This is a genomic window from Streptomyces mayteni (assembly GCF_054783955.1).
Window position 1 is genome coordinate 10,876 of the sequence record NZ_BAAGPR010000113.1, and the last position, 14,830, is coordinate 25,705.

The window sequence follows — 14,830 nt, forward strand, 5'->3', positions numbered from 1 at the left end:
CCTGCGGCCGTGTCCGGCCTGCGGCCGTGTCCGGCCTGCGGCCGTGTCCGGCCTGCGGCCGTGTCCGGCCTGCGGCCGTGTCCGGCCTGCGGCCGTGCCGCGCCCACCCACCCGCCCTTGGCAGGTGGCCTCGCGCGGCAGCGGGCCGCCGGCCCGGCGGCGAAGCCGCCACGGGGGCGGCCCGCCAGGGCCGGCCATCTCCGCGCGAAGCGCGCGGCCGGGCAGCCCACTAACGGCCCGGCGGCGCAGCCGCCTCGGGCCGGGCCCGCCCCGCCAGGGGCAAAGCGCGGCGGCTGGAGTACCCACCGCTGGTGTCCCTAGCCTCCCTGGACGCCCCGGACGAACAGGGTGCCCGTGCGCCGGCTTCCCGGAGGCGGGGCAAGCACGGACGCTGACACGTCCACGTAGCCGTGTTCCTTGAGCATCTGCGCCCACACCTCGGGTTCGTAGTCCCACCGCTTGACGACGGCGGGGTCCTCCCCGGGCCCGCGCGGGATATATGACGCCTGGCAGCCGTAGCACCCTTCGACCGGGGGGCGTTGGGAGAAGGCGAGCACTCCGCCTGGCTTGAGTTTCGCGTGAACGGTCGGCAGCAGTAGGCCGGGGTCGGTGAACCAGGCAGCACCGAACACGCTGTAGATCGCATCGAAGATCGTGGACGTTTCTCCGAGGTAGGTGAGGGCCTCGGCCTGGCGGAGTTCCATCCCGTCCACCCCGGTCCATCGCTCGCCTGCCTTGTCGAGTTGCTGGGCGGAGAGATCAACCCCTACGGACTTCATGCCGAGCGTCGCGAGGTGAGCGGCGTTCCCTCCAGACCCGCACCCGAGGTCGAGCACGCTGTCTCCGCGGTTGAGGTTGAGCACGTCGACCCCCGGGCCGTGGTCCGGGTACTGGGTCCAGTTGAACCATGTGGTCTCGCCCTTGGCGTTGGTCTTCCGCCGTTGGGGCTTGCTCTGCGAGTAGGTGTCCCATGCGGTGCTCCGAGAGTCAGTCACTACCTGTCCGTTCTCGTTCACGGCGACAGCCGCCCGGCACGATACCGGGCGGCTGAAGCTCTGGCGGGTCGTCGTTCCGCTTGCGGCGGAGCTACCTGACCACGGGGCTGTCGGAGCAGCCCGCGTAGCTCTGGGTGCAGTCGGCCGCGCCGTTGATCGGCCAGAACTCCGGGTCCGCGTCGAAGCCGGCCGATCGGATCAGCTCGGCCGTCCGACGCATCGCGGCTCGTCCCTCGGCGGGGTTGTGGCTGTTGCCGCGGTCGGGGACGTGATGGATGAACCCGGAGCCGAGTGCCGCGCAGAACTCGGCGTACTGCTTGGTGTGGAGCACGAGCGCGTGCCAGAAGAGGTCCACGCGAAGGCTGGGCGTGACCCGCTCAGTGGAGTTCGCCGCGACGGCGAGGAAGGCCACCACCTGGTTCACGCCGCGCTCGCCCTGCTCGTCGGTGAGCTCCGGCCAGGAGTCCTCGCGGACCATCGTGATGAGGTCGCCCTTCAGCTCCGGGGTGATGAGGTCGTACACGGTCTTCGTCGTGTCGGTGATCGTCACGTCTGTGCCTTCCTATGCCCGGTCTGGTTGATGAAGCGATGTTCCCGCGGCCGGTCGGTCGGAACGACGGCGTTTCGGGCGTCGCCCGGGCGTCACTCAGTGGGATGTCTTCGACGCTCGCCGGGGCGTCAAACCGGTGTCATTACTCGGTTGTTCGGTCTAGCTCTGACGTCATGACGACGACCGCCGTGGTGCCGAATGATGTGCTGCGGGCCGTACGTATCGGCCTGCGCTTAAGCCAAGACGACTTCGCCAAGGCGCTCCGCCGGGCAGGTGTGGAACTGGGGGAGCCGAACGAAGCTTCCAAGCGGCTGGTGCAGCGCTGGGAGTCCGGCACGAGCAAGACGCCTCGGGGCGTGTACGCCAGGGCCTTGGAACGGGTCACTGGCCGTCCGGTCGAGGCACTGGGGTTCGCTCTTCCGGTGCCGATGGCGCGAGTCCACGCGGACGGGAAGGGAGGACATGACATGGAGATCGGTGTAACCGGTGTAGCACCTGCCGCTGTCGGCGCGCAGTCGGCCGTGCAGCCGGGTGAGGAGACGTTTTCGGGGGTGTGGCTCAGTCGCTACGAGTTCTTCTCATCGAGCCGAGACGACTCGTTCGAAGGGAGGCACTACGTGGTGATGGTCCAGCACGGGAGCCGGCTGACCGTTCAGAGTCTGCCCGGGGCGAGCAGCAACCCGGACAGCGCACTCACGCTGGACCTGACCGTTGATCGCAACGTGGTCACAGGTACCTGGGTCGAGCAGACTGCCGCAGATGGCTACTACAACGGGGCCCGCTACCACGGCGCCATCCAGCTCCTGGTCGAGCCGACCGGACGGCGCATGGTCGGGAAGTGGGTCGGCTTCGGCAAGGACTTCGACGTGAATACCGGCCCCTGGGAACTGCGACTGGAGGACCGGTCCACGAGCAAAGCGACGCTGGAGAGGTACAGCCAGCCGCCGGACTGACGGGGTCACTCAAGCCAAGAGGCTGCCCCAGGCAAGCGCCCCGTTCGGCTACTTCGTGACAGCACGGCCGGGCGGGGCTTCGCGCTGTCTGGACGAACTCTGATCCCGAGTGCTTGCGGTTTCATGTCCCGGGCGGCGCTGAGGAGTTGGACGTGGCGGGTTACTGCTGCTGGGGCACGGGATGGTGTCTTCCTGTAATGGGATGACTACAAGTTTTGCCGGGTGGGTAGGCCGCTGGCCAGGGGAGAGCTGTGGCCCGTGTGGCGGGCGCATGCGCACGCATGTTCGGAAGGGGCGTTGATGGCGCCACGTAAGGCGGAGCCGGAGCAGGTGGCTCCGGCGCGACGCAAGTACATGGAAGAGCTGCGCCGACTCCGCGAGGAGGCCGGCATGTCGCTGGGGGACCTGTCGGAGGCCACGACCTACGACAGGTCCTACCTCAGCAAGCTGGAGCGCGGCGAACGCCTCGGCGACTTCGGCACGGCCCGGCGCCTGGACGAGGTGTACGGGACGAAGCGCATGCTCCAGAACCTGTGGCTGCTGGCCAAGGACGAGGCATATCCGGGGCGTTACAAGCAGTTCATGCGGGCGGAGGCCGAGGCGAGTGTCCGCTTCGAGTACTCGGCCAGCACGATCCCTGGCCTGCTTCAGACCGAGGAGTACGTGCGAGAGCAGCTCGGCACGGGGCTCGTCAGCGAGGACAAGCTGGAGCAGGACGTCGAGGCGAGGCTGAACAGGCAGGTGGTCCTGGTCCGTGAGGGCAATCCGCTGCAACTGCGGGTCATCCTCGATGAGGCCGCGCTGCGTCGCCGTCTCAAGGATCCCGTTGCTTGGAACCGTCAGCTTGAGCACCTGGTGAAGATGGCGGAACTGCCCAACATCGTGATCCAGGTGCTGCCGTTCGGTGCCGGGTTGCAGTACCTGCTCGGCGGATCGTTGACCATTCTCGGCATGCCGGACGGCGTCTATGTGGCCTACCTGGAGGGCAGTACCTCCGGCGAGTTGATCGAGGAACCGGCAGAGGTCGAGCAGTACAAGCTGTTCTACGATCGACTCAGGGACGCGGCCCTGCCACCTGCCGAGTCCCTTGAGTTCATTCGAAATCTGTTGAAGGACTAGGAGACCATGCGATCCGTCGGCATCGTCCTGCACAGTGCGTCGTGGCGCCGGTCCAGCCACAGCAACGCCAACGGGGGCAACTGCGTCGAGGTCGCCGACGGCTTCCCTGGTGCCGTGCCGGTCCGTGACAGCAAGAACCCCGGTGCGGCGCTTGTTGTCCCCGCCGGTGCGTGGGCGGCATTCGTGGAGTCCATCAGGAGCTGACTCGCCGCCGCCCGGCCCCGGCGCGACGATAATGAGCCGCATGGAGCGACTCGTACTAGCCACGCGCAACGCCCACAAGGTCACCGAGTTGCGGGCGATCCTCGGAGCGGCCGGCGTCGACACGGAGCTCGTCGGCGCCGACGCCTTCCCTGACCTGCCGGACGTCAAGGAGACCGGCGTCACCTTCGCCGAGAACTCGCTGCTCAAGGCGCGCGCCCTCGCGGCAGCCACCGGCCTGCCGGCCGTCGCCGACGACTCCGGGCTCTGTGTCGACGTCCTCGGTGGCGCGCCCGGGATCTTCTCCGCCCGCTGGGCCGGCCGGCACGGCGACGACCGGGCCAACCTGGAGCTGCTCCTCGCCCAACTCGCCGACGTCCCCGACCAGCACCGGGGCGCGCACTTCGCCTGCGCCGCCGCGCTCGTGCTGCCGGACGGGACCGAGCGGGTGGCCGAGGGCCGGCTGCGCGGCACCCTGCGGTACGCCCCGGCCGGCGCCGGCGGGTTCGGCTACGACCCGATCCTCCAGCCGGACGGCGAGACCCGCACCTGCGCCGAGCTGAGCCCGGCGGAGAAGAACGCGATCAGCCACCGCGGCCGGGCCTTCCGCGCGCTGGCGGCCGAGCTGGCCGCGCTCACGTCGTCGTCCCGGTGAGGTAGGCGGAGACCACCACGTTCGCCGAGTAGCTCTGCCGCTCCCGGTCGAAGGTGCCGCCGCAGGTGATCAGCCGTAGCTCGGCGTCCAGTTGTCCCGGGCCGCGCGCACCGTAGACCCGCTCGGCGTCGAACTCCTCGCGCTCCACCACGTCCACGCCGCGCACGGTGAACTCGGCGACGGCGCCGTCGGCGCGTTCCACCCGCACCTCGGCGCCCGGCTCCAGCGTGCTCAGCGCGTAGAAGACGGCGGGCTCCCGCTCGGTGTCCACGTGCCCGACGAGCACCGAGGAGCCGGCCGCACCGGGCGTCGGCCCGCCGCCGTACCAGCCGACCAGCTCGGGGCTGCTCATCGGCGGCGGATCGACCCCGCCGGACGCGTCCACGCCGCGTTCCACGATGTCGGCGCGCACGCCGAGCGCCTCGATCTCCACCGATCGCGGGGGAGCGGAGCCGGCGAGCGGCCTGGCGGCCGGCGGCAGGTCCTGGCCGCCATCCGCCACCGCCCAGGGGAACGCCGCGCCGCCAGGCAGCCCGCCGTCCGTGACCTCCCTGGCCCACAGCCAGATGCCGAGCAGCACCAGCGTCCAGGTGAGTGCCGGGAACAGCCGGCTGCCGCCGCGCGTCACCTCGACTCGCGGCGCAGCCGGCGCAGCGCGAGCACCGCGCCGGCGGCCAGCGCCACGCCGGCGGCGAGGGCGAGACCGGCGGGCGCGGGCGGCACGGAGCCGCCGGCCTCCGGCGGGTCGCCGGCGGTGCCGCCGCCGCCCGCGCCGACCGGACCGCTCGGCTGGCCCGGGTGCTCGGGACGTTCGCCGTGGCCCGGCTGTTCCGGACGTTCGCCGTGCTCCGGTTGGCCGGAGGCGCTCGGCAGCGGCTGGCCGGCCGGTTCGCCGCCGGCGACGACGGTGAGCCGGCCGGTGACCGGCGCCCCGTCGCACATCACCTCGACCGGGTAGCCGCCCGGCGCCAGCGTCGAGCTGACCCGGGCCTCGCCGAAGAGCTCGCCGCCGGGCGCCGCCGCGAGCCTGGCGTCCGCGACGAAGCCCTCGGAACTGGCCGCCGCGGCGCCCGCGCCGCAGCCGCTGACCCGCAGCTCCACCTCGTCGCCTGGGCGGGCGTCGGCCGGCGACACCCGCAGTTCGGCGGCCTCGGCCGGCGGTTCGGGCTCCGGCGCGCGGACGAGACCGGTGGCCACCAGCGTCACGGTGGCCGCACACAGGGTGAGCTTCAGGGGAGTGGCGATGCCCATGGCAGGAACCTCCGGGTCGGTACCACGAAGGTCCCTCGCCCGGCGCCCCGCCGCATCCGCAGCACGCCCAGACGGGGGGCGGCCCCGGACGGTCGGTCAGATCCGGTCGACGAGATCCGCGATCGAGTCCACCACGGCCGAGGGCCGGAACGGGAAGCGGTCGATCTCGTCCTCCCTGGTCAGCCCGGTCAGCACCAGGAACGTCTGCATGCCCGCCTCCAGGCCGGCCAGCACGTCCGTGTCCATCCGGTCGCCGATCATCGCGCTGGTCTCCGAGTGCGCGCCGATCAGGTTGAGGCCCGTGCGCATCATCAGCGGGTTGGGCTTGCCCACGAAGTACGGGTCGCGGCCGGTGGCCTTGGTGATCAGCGCCGCCACCGAGCCCGTGGCCGGGAGCGCGCCCTCGGTCGAGGGTCCTGTGTGGTCCGGGTTGGTGGCGATGAACCGGGCGCCGTCGTTGATCAGCCGGATCGCCTTGGTGAGCGACTCGAAGCTGTAGGTCCTGGTCTCGCCTAGCACCACGTAGTCGGGGGCGACGTCGGTCAGCACATAGCCCACGTCGTGCAGGGCCGTCGTCAGCCCGGCCTCGCCGATCACGTACGCCGTGCCGCCTGGCCGCTGGTCGTCGAGGAACTGCGCGGTGGCCAGCGCCGAGGTCCAGATGGCCTCCACCGGCACGTCGAGGCCCATCCTGAACAGCCGGGCCTGGAGGTCCCGGCGGGTGTAGATCGAGTTGTTGGTGAGCACCAGGAACGGCAGCCCGGACTCCTTCAGCCGGGCGAGGAACCGCTCCGCGCCTGGCACCGGGACGCCCTCGTGGATCAACACCCCGTCCATGTCGGTCAGCCACGACTCGATCGGCTTACGCTCTGCCACGTCGACGACTCCTTAGCGGTGCTCAGCGGTGCTTAGGTCCTGTCCTGTCGATCTTGTCGGATCAGCCCGCGGCGTCAGACGCGGTCAATCGCAAGGCGCCGGATCGCAGCTCATACTTGCCCGTATTCGCGCGATTCGGCAACGCCGCGAGTGGCCGTGTATGGCGTCGCGGGCCCGGCAAGATCGGCAGGACAGGGCCTAGAGGGCGAGGTCCTTGATGATCTTGGCGACGTGTCCGGTGGCCTTGACGTTGTAGAGGGCACGCGCCACCTTGCCGTCCTCGTCCACGATGACGGTGGAGCGGATGACGCCGGTGACCGTCTTGCCGTACAGCTTCTTCTCGCCGAAGGCACCATAGGCGGTCAGCACCGCCTTGTCAGGGTCGCTGACCAGGGTGACCCGCAGGTTCTCCCGCTCCCGGAACTTCGCCAGCTTCTCCGGCTTGTCGGGGGAGACCCCGATCACGTCGTAGCCGGCGGTGGCGAGCAGCTCCAGGTTGTCCGTGAAGTCGCACGCCTGCTTGGTGCAGCCGGGAGTGAGGGCCGCGGGGTAGAAGTAGACGATGACCTTGCGGCCCGCGTGGTCGGCCAGGGACACCTGACGGCCGTCGGCATCGGGCAGGGTGAAGGCCGGCGCCGGGTCTCCCGGCTGCAGACGCGCGCTCATGGCGGCTCCCTCGGAACTTCTCGGAGCTCGCCGGACGCGGTGGCGAGCTGGTACGCCACCCAGCCTAAACGGGGGGACCGACAGGCACGGTCCCGGCGGAGCTGACACACTGTGCCGAGCAAGCGGACCAGGAGGAAGGGGCGGCAGCGTGAGCGAGGCAGCCGGGACACCCGCGACGCCGGCGGAGATCGAGGCGCGTATCGCGCGGCGGCGGGAGAACCTCGCCAGGGCGCTGGACGAGATCGGTACCCGAGTTCACCCGAGCACCATCGTCGGCGACGTGCGGGCGCGGGCCGCCGCCAGCGTGGACCGCACCACCGGACGGGCCCTCGAGGCCGTCAACCGCACCGTCACCGGCGTGCGTTCGCAGGTCGTCTCGGAGGACGGCGGCCCACGGCTCGACCGCCTGGTGCCGATCGCGCTGCTGACCGTCGCCGCGGTGGGCCTGCTGGTGGTCTCCGCCCGCCGCCGACGCCGGTAGTTCCGGCTTCACACACCTGAGATACGGTCATCACGTGAGTTCTTCCGCGCCGTCCCACGACAAGCTGCCCATCCGGATGCTGCACGACCGGGTGCTGGTCCGCGCCGACTCCGCCGAGGGGGAGCGCCGTTCCCTCGGTGGCATCGTCATCCCCGCGACGGCCCAGGTCGGTCGGCGCCTCGACTGGGCCGAGGTCGTCGCCGTCGGGCAGAACGTGCGGACCGTGGAGCCGGGCGACCGGGTGCTGTACGACCCGGAGGAGCGGGCCGAGGTCGAGGTCCGCGGCGTCTCCTACCTGTTGATGCGCGAGCGCGACCTGCACGCCGTCGCCGCCGAGCGCCTCCAGGGAACCGAGGACTCCACCGGGCTCTACCTGTAGCGCGCCCGGACGGTACCTACCTGAACCCCACCACCCCGATGACCGGCACCCGCACGAGGTAGGAGCCGGTCGGGAGCATCGCCGCGGGCGACCGACCCGGCGCCTCGTCCGGGGAGCCCGTGCCGCCGCCGTCCCCGCCGGGGTCCGGTGTGCCGGCCGGTTCCTCGGTCTGCGCCGGGGGCTCGCCGCCGCCCGGCGTCCCGTTCCCGCCCCCCGGCTCCGCCGGGCCGGTCCGCTCCGGCTCCCGGGGCTCCGTGGGGCTCTCGGACTCGGCCGGCTCCTCGGTCTCCGCACGCTCCTCGGGAGAGGGCTCGTCCGCCGCGTCGTCGGGACCGATGTCGCCCCCCGCCAATTCGAACCCCCGGTCCCGCGTGCCGTCCAGCGCCTCCCGGGTGTACCGCGCCCAGATCTCGGCCGGGAACCCGCCGCCGTTGATCCGGTCCAGGCCGGCGGCCCCGTGCAGCCGCCGCTGCTCGCCCGACTCCGGGTCCTGCCCGAACACCGCGACCACGGTGGCCAGTTCGGGCGTGTAGCCGGCGAACCAGGCGGCCCGGTCCTCCTCCGCGGTGCCCGTCTTGCCGGCGGCCGTCCGGTCCGACTCGGCGGCGGCCCGGCCGGTGCCGGCGCGGACCACGCCGGCCAGCACCGCCGTGGTGCCGTCCGCCGCCTCCCGGGAGACGGCCCGCTCCGCGCGCTGCTCAGGCAGCTCGACCTTCTCGCCGTTCCTGGTGATCTCGGTGACCAGCGTGGCGTCCCGGTGCATGCCGTGCGCGGCCAGCGTCGCGTAGGCCTCGGCCACGTCCAGGGTGCTCGGGGCGGCGGTGCCGAGCGAGATCGAGCCCTGCGCGCCGTCCAGACCCGGGGTGGTCTCGGGGATGCCGAGCCCGATCGCCGTCTCGCGCACCCGCTTCGGCCCGACGTCGGCGCCCATCTGCGCGAACACCGCGTTGACCGACTGGTCCATGGCGTCGGCGACGGTGAGCCGGCCGAAGTCCTCGCCGCCCTCGTTCTCCGGCGCCCAGCCGCTGCCCTCGCCGCCCCGGCCGATCACCTCGCGGCCGCTGTCGCCCTCGTACTCGGTGTCGGGGCCGATCCGTTCGCCGTCCGCGGTCTCCGACTCGTGCTCGAGCGCCGCCGTGTAGACGATCGGCTTGAAGGTGGACGCCGCCTGGTAGTCGCGCCGGGTCGCGTTGTTGACGTACTGCTCGGTGTAGTCCCGGCCGCCGTACATCGCGACCACCCGTCCCGACTCGACGTCCACCGAGGTGGCGCCGGCCCGGACGTACGAGTCGGGCGGCTCGTCGGCCGAGAGCCCGTCGAGCAGCCGCTCGTTCACGGCGCGGGTGAGGGCGCGCTGCCGCTCCGGCTCGATGGTGGTGGTGATCCGGTAGCCGCCCTCGGCGAGCTGCTTCTCGTCGGCGATGCCGGTCTCCTCCAGGTACTGCTTCACCGCCTCCACCAGGTAGCCGCGCTCGCCCGAGAGGCTGTCGGCCGGCGTGACCTCGCGCGGCTCGGGGAACTCCATCCCGTCCCTGCGTCGCTCGTCGAGCCACCCCTCGGAGACCATGCCGTCCAGCACGTACTCCCAACGGGCCACCGCCCGGGGCTTGTTGTCCGGGTTGACCCGGACGTCGTAGGCGCTCGGCGCGTTGAGCAGCGCGGCCAGGTAGGCGCCCTCCGCGGTGTCGAGTTCGTCGACGTCCTTGTCGTAGTAGGCGTGGGCGGCGGCCTGGATGCCGTAGGCGTTGCGCCCGAAGTAGCTGGTGTTGAGGTAGCCCTCCAGGATGTCGTCCTTGCTGACCTCGCGGCCGAGCTTCACCGCGATGATCAGCTCCTTGACCTTGCGGCTGACGGTCTGCCGCTGGTCCAGGTAGTAGTTCTTGACGTACTGCTGGGTGATGGTCGAGCCGGACTGCTTGTCCCCGCCGCGGACCATGTTCCAGGCCGCCCTGACCATCGCCGTGATGTCGACGGCCGGGTCGTGGTAGAAGTTCCGGTCCTCGGCCGCCAGCACCGCGTTCCGCACCCGCCTCGGCACCTCGGGGAGCGACACGCTCTCCCGGTTCACCTCGCCGGCCACCGCGAGCTGCGAACCGTCCGCGTAGCGGTAGACGTTGGCCTCCGCGGCGGCCGCCGACTTGGGTTCCGGGATGTCCACCAGCAGGTAGGCGGCGGCCAGCGACCCCGAGCCGCCGAGCACGCCGAGCGTGGCGCCGGCGAACACCATCCGCCAGGTGGGCAGCAGCCGCCGCAGCCCGTGCCGGCGCGGCCGCCGCCGCCGGCCGCGCCGCCCGCCGACGCGCCTGGCCGGCCACCCGGGCCAGCTCGGCCGGCGCCATCGGCGGCCGTGCTGGCCCGGATGGCCGCGCCGGCTCTTCTCGCCGTCGGTCATCGGCTCACCTGCCCCGAGACCCGGGCCGCTTGGGGTGCGCTCGTCTCATACCCGACCGTCTAGGGCACCCGCGCGCCGGCGACCCCGAGCCCCGGCCCGCCGATCGCCCGGACGGCGGTAGCGGCTCACCCGTAGGAGCGGCCCCGCGAAGCTCGGGAAGATGGCGGCAGGACAGGCCCTAGCTGCCGCCTCCGCCGCAGCCGCCGCCCCCACCGCCGCCGCAGCTGGAACCACCGCCGCCACCGGCGTCCGCGCCGCCGCCGCCGTCCCAACCGCCGCCCGCCGCGGCGCCGCAGCCGTAGCCGTAGCTGTGCGACGTGGTGGACCTGATCCGGTGCCCGCGGGTGCGGGCGCGGGCCGGCTCGTCGAGCCGCCGGAACTGCCGCTTCCGCCGCGCCCGCAGCAGCGCGGCCCGCCCGACCGGCGTCAGCCGGCTGCCGCCGAGCCCACGGCCGACCAGGAACAGCGCGAGGGCGCCGAGGAACGACACCGGCAGCGCGCCGAACCACGTCACGTCGGAAGAGAGCAGCGCCCCGGCCATCCCGAACGCCACGATCAGGCAGACGACGTCGTGCACCCGGCCGGCGAGCCGCCACGCCTCGTACCGCACGAGATCCCAGAGCAGGCCCCGCGACTCCAGCTCCTCGCTCACCGCCCACACGGCGTCCGACCCGGCGAGACCGGCGGCCACCTCGCCGACCGAACCGTCCCACCCGGGACCGCAGTGCGCCAGCAACTCCCGCTCCAGGTCGTCGTCCGCGACCGGCCGCACCACCCGCAGCCGGTCACCGGCCACGGTGATCCGGCCCTTCTCCCGCATCTCGCTCACCACCGCGTCGGCGACCCGCACCGGCCCGCCGGCGAGAAAGGCCAGCTCGTACGCGCTCCGCAGCGACGTGTTCCCACCCAGCGGCCGCCCGCGCCGCGCCCACGCCCGGACCGCGACCAGCTGCGCCAGGCTCACGACGACGATCCCCACCAAACCGACGATCACGACACCCATGTCGTCCCCCCGCACCCCGTATCCCCGCGTTCTGCCCCTTTCCTTCCCCCCACCGCGCCCCGAACCCGTCCCCGCGCCGAGTTCAGAGCTACATCTGAGCTTCGGGCACCGCGCGGCACCAGGGGTCGAAGATAAGATCGATTGGCCGAGGGCTTCCCCCCGGAAGACGGACCGCGCACCACGACACGGCGTGGCTCGGACATCCTCGCCCCTGGTAGGGCGCCCCCGGCAGGACTCGAACCTGCGGCCAAGTGCTTAGAAGGCACCTGCTCTATCCACTGAGCTACGGGGGCCGGTCGTGGGTCATGGCGCGGGACGGAGCCCCCTGGTGACCTCGCCGTCGCACAGGATATGGCCTCAAGGGGTTCGTCCCGGTTGCTTCACGGCAACACCCTCGTGTGGAGATCCAGTGAAGCAGCCCTGATAATCGCAGGCGAGTGCGATGAGCGCAGCGATTTCGGGGGCTCCGGTGAGGGGTGTTGCGCAGTCGTTATGCCGGGGGGTGGGGCTGGTGCCCGGAATGAGGCGCGTTCGGTGGAATATGCTTTGGAAATAGCTTGAAATTGGGCATTCTGCGCATGTGGCGATCTTGGACGCACGGCCCGAACTGCTGGACGCGCTGACCGTACTGCGGGAGCGTCTCGCTGCCGCGCGCTTTCCTCTGGAGCTGCCAGGTGCCGAGCGGGCCAGGCGGTCGCGGGGGGAACTGCTGGCGCAGCTCGACGGATACCTGTTGCCCAGGCTCCGCATGCCGGGCGCGCCGCTGCTCGCCGTGATCGGGGGCTCCACGGGGGCCGGGAAGTCGACGCTGGTCAACTCGCTGGTGGGGCGCCGGGTCACCGAGGCCGGCGTGCTGCGCCCCACCACCCGCACCCCTGTGCTCGTCTGCCACCCGGAGGACCGCCACTGGTTCGAGGGCCCGCGGGTGCTGCCCCAACTCGGCCGGGTGGTGGCGCCTCGCCAGGAGGGGCAGCGCGAGGGGGAGACGGAGCCGGCGGGGGCCCTGGGCGTGCACACCACCAGGGCCGTGCCCGTCGGCGTCGCGCTGCTCGACGCGCCGGACGTCGACTCGCTGGTCGCCGAGAACCGCGACCTCGCCGCCGACCTGATCTGCGCCGCCGACATCTGGGTGGTGGTCACCACCGCCGCCCGCTACGCCGACGCGCTCCCCTGGAACCTGCTCCGCAGCGCCCGGGAGTACGACGTCACGCTGGCCACCGTGCTCGACCGGGTGCCGCACCAGATCGCCGCCGAGGTCTCCAGGCACTACGACACGCTGCTCGAACGCGCCGGCCTGACCGGGGTGCCCAGGTTCACCGTGCCAGAGCTGCCCGAGTCGGCCCGCGGCGGTTCCGGGCTGCTGCCGGCCACCGCGGTCGCCGGGCTCCGCGAGTGGCTGTTCCGCCGCGGCCACGACGCCGAGGCGCGGCACCGGGCCGTCGCCCGCACGGCCGCCGGCACCGTCGCCTCGCTGCGTGCCAGGATCGGCGCGCTCGCCGGCGCCTGCGCCGCCCAGCACGCCACCGCCGTCCGCCTCGACCTGCGGCTCGCCGACGCCTACGCCACGGCCGACGAGCGGGTCCGCGACTGCCTGGCCGGCGGCGGGCTGCTCACCGGGCAGGCCCGCGCGCACTGGCTGGCGTTCCCGCACGACGCCAGCCCCGAGGAGCTGCTCGACTCGCTGACCAGGGCCCTGTCCGGGCTGCTGGTCGAGGCCGTCTCGGCGGCCGACGAACGCGTCGCCGACGCCTGGGCGGCGGAGCCGGGGGCGCCGGCCGGCGGCGTCGACGGGGCCGAAGGGGTGCGGGAACGTATCGGCATCCAGGTGCGCCGACTGCGGCGCTGCTTCGAGGAGTTGGCCGAGGAGGCCTGCGTCGTCGTCGGGCTCCGACCCGACCAGGGCGGCAGCGGCAGGTCGATGTCAGGCGCCGAGGGGGAGATCGCCGCGCTGCTCGCCGCCGGGCTGCTCGGCGGCAAGGGCGGCGCGGTGGCCAGGCAGACGCTCTCCGGATCGCTCGGCACCCGGGTCGCCGCCCGGCTGACCGAGCAGGGCACCCAGGAGGTCAGGGGCTGCGTGGCGCGGGTGCTCGACGGCGAGCGGGAGCGGCGCGGCGCCCCGCTGCACGACCTGGAGATCAGCCCCACCCCCCAGGTCGAGCTGGTCGCCGCGCTGTCCGTGGTGCACGCCAGGCACACCGGTGCCGGGCCGGCGGGGGAACGAGCGGGAGAGGCAGGAGGAGTCCGGTGACGGAGAGCATGACCATCACCCGCACCCGTCGGGAGACCACCCAGGAGCCGCGGCCCGCCACGGCGGGCGAGCCCGAGGGCACCCAGGAGGAACGGGCCCTGCGGCTGCGACTCGGGGCGCTGCGCGAGCTGATCGGGCTCTCCCGCACCCGCCTCGACGACGCCGCGCTCGCCGAGGCCGCGCGGTTGCTCGACGAGGCCGCGGCCCGCGACAAGCTGCCGAGGAACTACACCGCCGTGGCCATCGCGGGCGCCACCGGCACCGGCAAGTCCACCCTGTTCAACGCCCTGGCCGGCGCCCAGCTCTCGGAGACCGGGGTGCGCCGCCCCACCACCGCGACCGCCGTCTCCTGCACCTGGGAGGCCGGCCGCGACCAGAACCCGGACGGGCTGCTCGAACGGCTCGGCGTGCCGGCCAGGGCCCGCCGCCGCGCCCACGTCCTCGACCCCGGGCTGCGCGGCCTGATCCTGCTCGACCTCCCCGACTACGACTCGGTGGACAGCAGCCACCGGGAACAGGTGGACCGGCTGCTCGGCCTCGTCGACGCGGTGATCTGGGTGGTCGACCCGGAGAAGTACGCCGACACCCTGCTGCACGAGCGCTATCTGCGCGCCTTCGCCGGCCACGCCGACGTCAGCCTCGTCGTCCTCAACCAGACCGACCGGCTGCCGGTGGAGGCCGTCGACGTGGTCCTCGACGACCTGCGCCGGCTGCTCGACGAGGGCGGGGTGGCGCTCGGCGAGCACGGCGAGCCGGGCGCCGGGGTGCTCGCCGTCTCCGCGCTCACCGGCGAGGGGGTGGCCGAACTGCGCCAGACCGTCGGCGAGTTGGCCGCCGCCAGGACCGCCGCCGCCCGGCGGCTCGCCGCCGACGTGGACGGCGTGGCGCGCCGGCTCGGCCCGCTGTACATCGCGGACGGGGCCGAGGCGCCGGCCGGGCTCACGCCGACCGCCAGGGAGACCTTCGAGGACCGGCTGGCCGCCGCCGTCGGCGGCTCGGCCGCCGGGCAGGCCGCGGAGCGCGGCTGGCTGCGCCGCGCCGACCGGGCCTGCGGCACCCCG

Annotated in this window: 16 protein-coding genes and 1 tRNA gene; 8 read left to right on the plus strand and 9 right to left on the minus strand. The window is 72.8% G+C overall.

Annotation, left to right across the window (positions count from 1 at the left end):
- Nucleotides 1-317: 317 nt before the first annotated feature.
- Together ACYVPE_RS32945 and ACYVPE_RS32950 are read right to left on the minus strand one after the other, a co-directional pair.
- Nucleotides 318-995 carry a class I SAM-dependent methyltransferase gene (locus ACYVPE_RS32945; RefSeq protein WP_461037459.1) on the minus strand — a complete coding sequence of 226 codons (678 nt, stop codon included), beginning with the start codon at nucleotides 993-995 and terminating at the stop codon, nucleotides 318-320.
- A gap of 91 nt (nucleotides 996-1,086) precedes the next feature.
- Nucleotides 1,087-1,545: a glycine-rich domain-containing protein gene (locus tag ACYVPE_RS32950; protein ID WP_461037460.1), complete on the minus strand. Its 459-nt coding sequence runs from the start codon at nucleotides 1,543-1,545 to the stop codon at nucleotides 1,087-1,089.
- Between the two features lie 173 nt (nucleotides 1,546-1,718).
- Here ACYVPE_RS32950 and ACYVPE_RS32955 point away from each other — a divergent pair, with 173 nt between their 5' ends.
- The 4 genes from ACYVPE_RS32955 to rdgB all read left to right on the plus strand — a co-directional run bounded on the left by ACYVPE_RS32955 (nucleotide 1,719) and on the right by rdgB (nucleotide 4,473).
- Nucleotides 1,719-2,498 (plus strand): helix-turn-helix domain-containing protein, encoded by a 780-nt coding sequence (locus ACYVPE_RS32955; RefSeq protein WP_461037461.1) that lies wholly within the window; start codon nucleotides 1,719-1,721, stop codon nucleotides 2,496-2,498.
- Between the two features lie 300 nt (nucleotides 2,499-2,798).
- Nucleotides 2,799-3,617 (plus strand): helix-turn-helix domain-containing protein, encoded by an 819-nt coding sequence (locus tag ACYVPE_RS32960; protein WP_461037462.1) that lies wholly within the window; start codon nucleotides 2,799-2,801, stop codon nucleotides 3,615-3,617.
- 6 nt (nucleotides 3,618-3,623) lie between these two features.
- On the plus strand, nucleotides 3,624-3,821 hold the full coding sequence (locus tag ACYVPE_RS32965; RefSeq protein ID WP_461037463.1) for a DUF397 domain-containing protein: 198 nt from the start codon (nucleotides 3,624-3,626) through the stop codon (nucleotides 3,819-3,821).
- Nucleotides 3,822-3,861: 40 nt separating this feature from the next.
- Nucleotides 3,862-4,473 (plus strand): RdgB/HAM1 family non-canonical purine NTP pyrophosphatase, encoded by a 612-nt coding sequence (gene rdgB, locus ACYVPE_RS32970; protein ID WP_461037464.1) that lies wholly within the window; start codon nucleotides 3,862-3,864, stop codon nucleotides 4,471-4,473.
- On the opposite strand, the gene ACYVPE_RS32975 is transcribed toward rdgB, so the two are convergent.
- The 4 genes from ACYVPE_RS32975 to bcp form a co-directional block, all read right to left on the minus strand.
- Nucleotides 4,454-5,101: a class F sortase gene (locus ACYVPE_RS32975; protein ID WP_461037465.1), complete on the minus strand. Its 648-nt coding sequence runs from the start codon at nucleotides 5,099-5,101 to the stop codon at nucleotides 4,454-4,456. The two genes, rdgB and ACYVPE_RS32975, sit on opposite strands and share 20 nt — an antisense overlap.
- Complete coding sequence (locus ACYVPE_RS32980; protein ID WP_461037466.1) at nucleotides 5,098-5,724, minus strand: hypothetical protein; 627 nt, start codon at nucleotides 5,722-5,724, stop codon at nucleotides 5,098-5,100. Before ACYVPE_RS32980 ends, ACYVPE_RS32975 begins: the two co-directional genes overlap by 4 nt.
- A gap of 96 nt (nucleotides 5,725-5,820) precedes the next feature.
- A complete protein-coding gene (locus ACYVPE_RS32985) occupies nucleotides 5,821-6,600 on the minus strand; it encodes an HAD-IIA family hydrolase (protein WP_461037467.1) in 780 nt (259 codons plus the stop codon).
- Between the two features lie 198 nt (nucleotides 6,601-6,798).
- The gene (gene bcp / locus ACYVPE_RS32990) at nucleotides 6,799-7,266 is read right to left on the minus strand and encodes a thioredoxin-dependent thiol peroxidase (protein WP_461037468.1); all 468 of its coding nucleotides are present in this window, start codon (nucleotides 7,264-7,266) and stop codon (nucleotides 6,799-6,801) included.
- Between the two features lie 148 nt (nucleotides 7,267-7,414).
- Between bcp and ACYVPE_RS32995 the strand changes: the two genes are divergently transcribed.
- Together ACYVPE_RS32995 and ACYVPE_RS33000 are read left to right on the plus strand one after the other, a co-directional pair.
- Nucleotides 7,415-7,747: a DUF3618 domain-containing protein gene (locus ACYVPE_RS32995; protein ID WP_461037469.1), complete on the plus strand. Its 333-nt coding sequence runs from the start codon at nucleotides 7,415-7,417 to the stop codon at nucleotides 7,745-7,747.
- Nucleotides 7,748-7,823: 76 nt separating this feature from the next.
- Nucleotides 7,824-8,126 carry a GroES family chaperonin gene (locus tag ACYVPE_RS33000; protein ID WP_132821121.1) on the plus strand — a complete coding sequence of 101 codons (303 nt, stop codon included), beginning with the start codon at nucleotides 7,824-7,826 and terminating at the stop codon, nucleotides 8,124-8,126.
- Between the two features lie 16 nt (nucleotides 8,127-8,142).
- Here the strand turns inward: ACYVPE_RS33000 and ACYVPE_RS33005 are convergent, their stop codons facing one another.
- From ACYVPE_RS33005 to ACYVPE_RS33015, 3 genes are all read right to left on the minus strand, one after another.
- A complete protein-coding gene (locus ACYVPE_RS33005; RefSeq protein ID WP_461037470.1) occupies nucleotides 8,143-10,518 on the minus strand; it encodes a transglycosylase domain-containing protein in 2,376 nt (791 codons plus the stop codon).
- A 178-nt stretch (nucleotides 10,519-10,696) separates the two neighbouring features.
- On the minus strand, nucleotides 10,697-11,521 hold the full coding sequence (locus tag ACYVPE_RS33010; RefSeq protein ID WP_461037471.1) for a TIGR04222 domain-containing membrane protein: 825 nt from the start codon (nucleotides 11,519-11,521) through the stop codon (nucleotides 10,697-10,699).
- A gap of 220 nt (nucleotides 11,522-11,741) precedes the next feature.
- Nucleotides 11,742-11,814, minus strand: a tRNA-Arg gene (locus ACYVPE_RS33015).
- Between the two features lie 287 nt (nucleotides 11,815-12,101).
- On the opposite strand from ACYVPE_RS33015, the gene ACYVPE_RS33020 reads away from it, so the two are divergent.
- The gene (locus ACYVPE_RS33020; RefSeq protein ID WP_461037472.1) at nucleotides 12,102-13,769 is read left to right on the plus strand and encodes a dynamin family protein; all 1,668 of its coding nucleotides are present in this window, start codon (nucleotides 12,102-12,104) and stop codon (nucleotides 13,767-13,769) included.
- Nucleotides 13,766-14,830: GTPase (locus ACYVPE_RS33025; protein ID WP_461037473.1), on the plus strand; the 1,065-nt coding region annotated here is incomplete at its 3' end. The genes ACYVPE_RS33020 and ACYVPE_RS33025, both read left to right, overlap by 4 nt.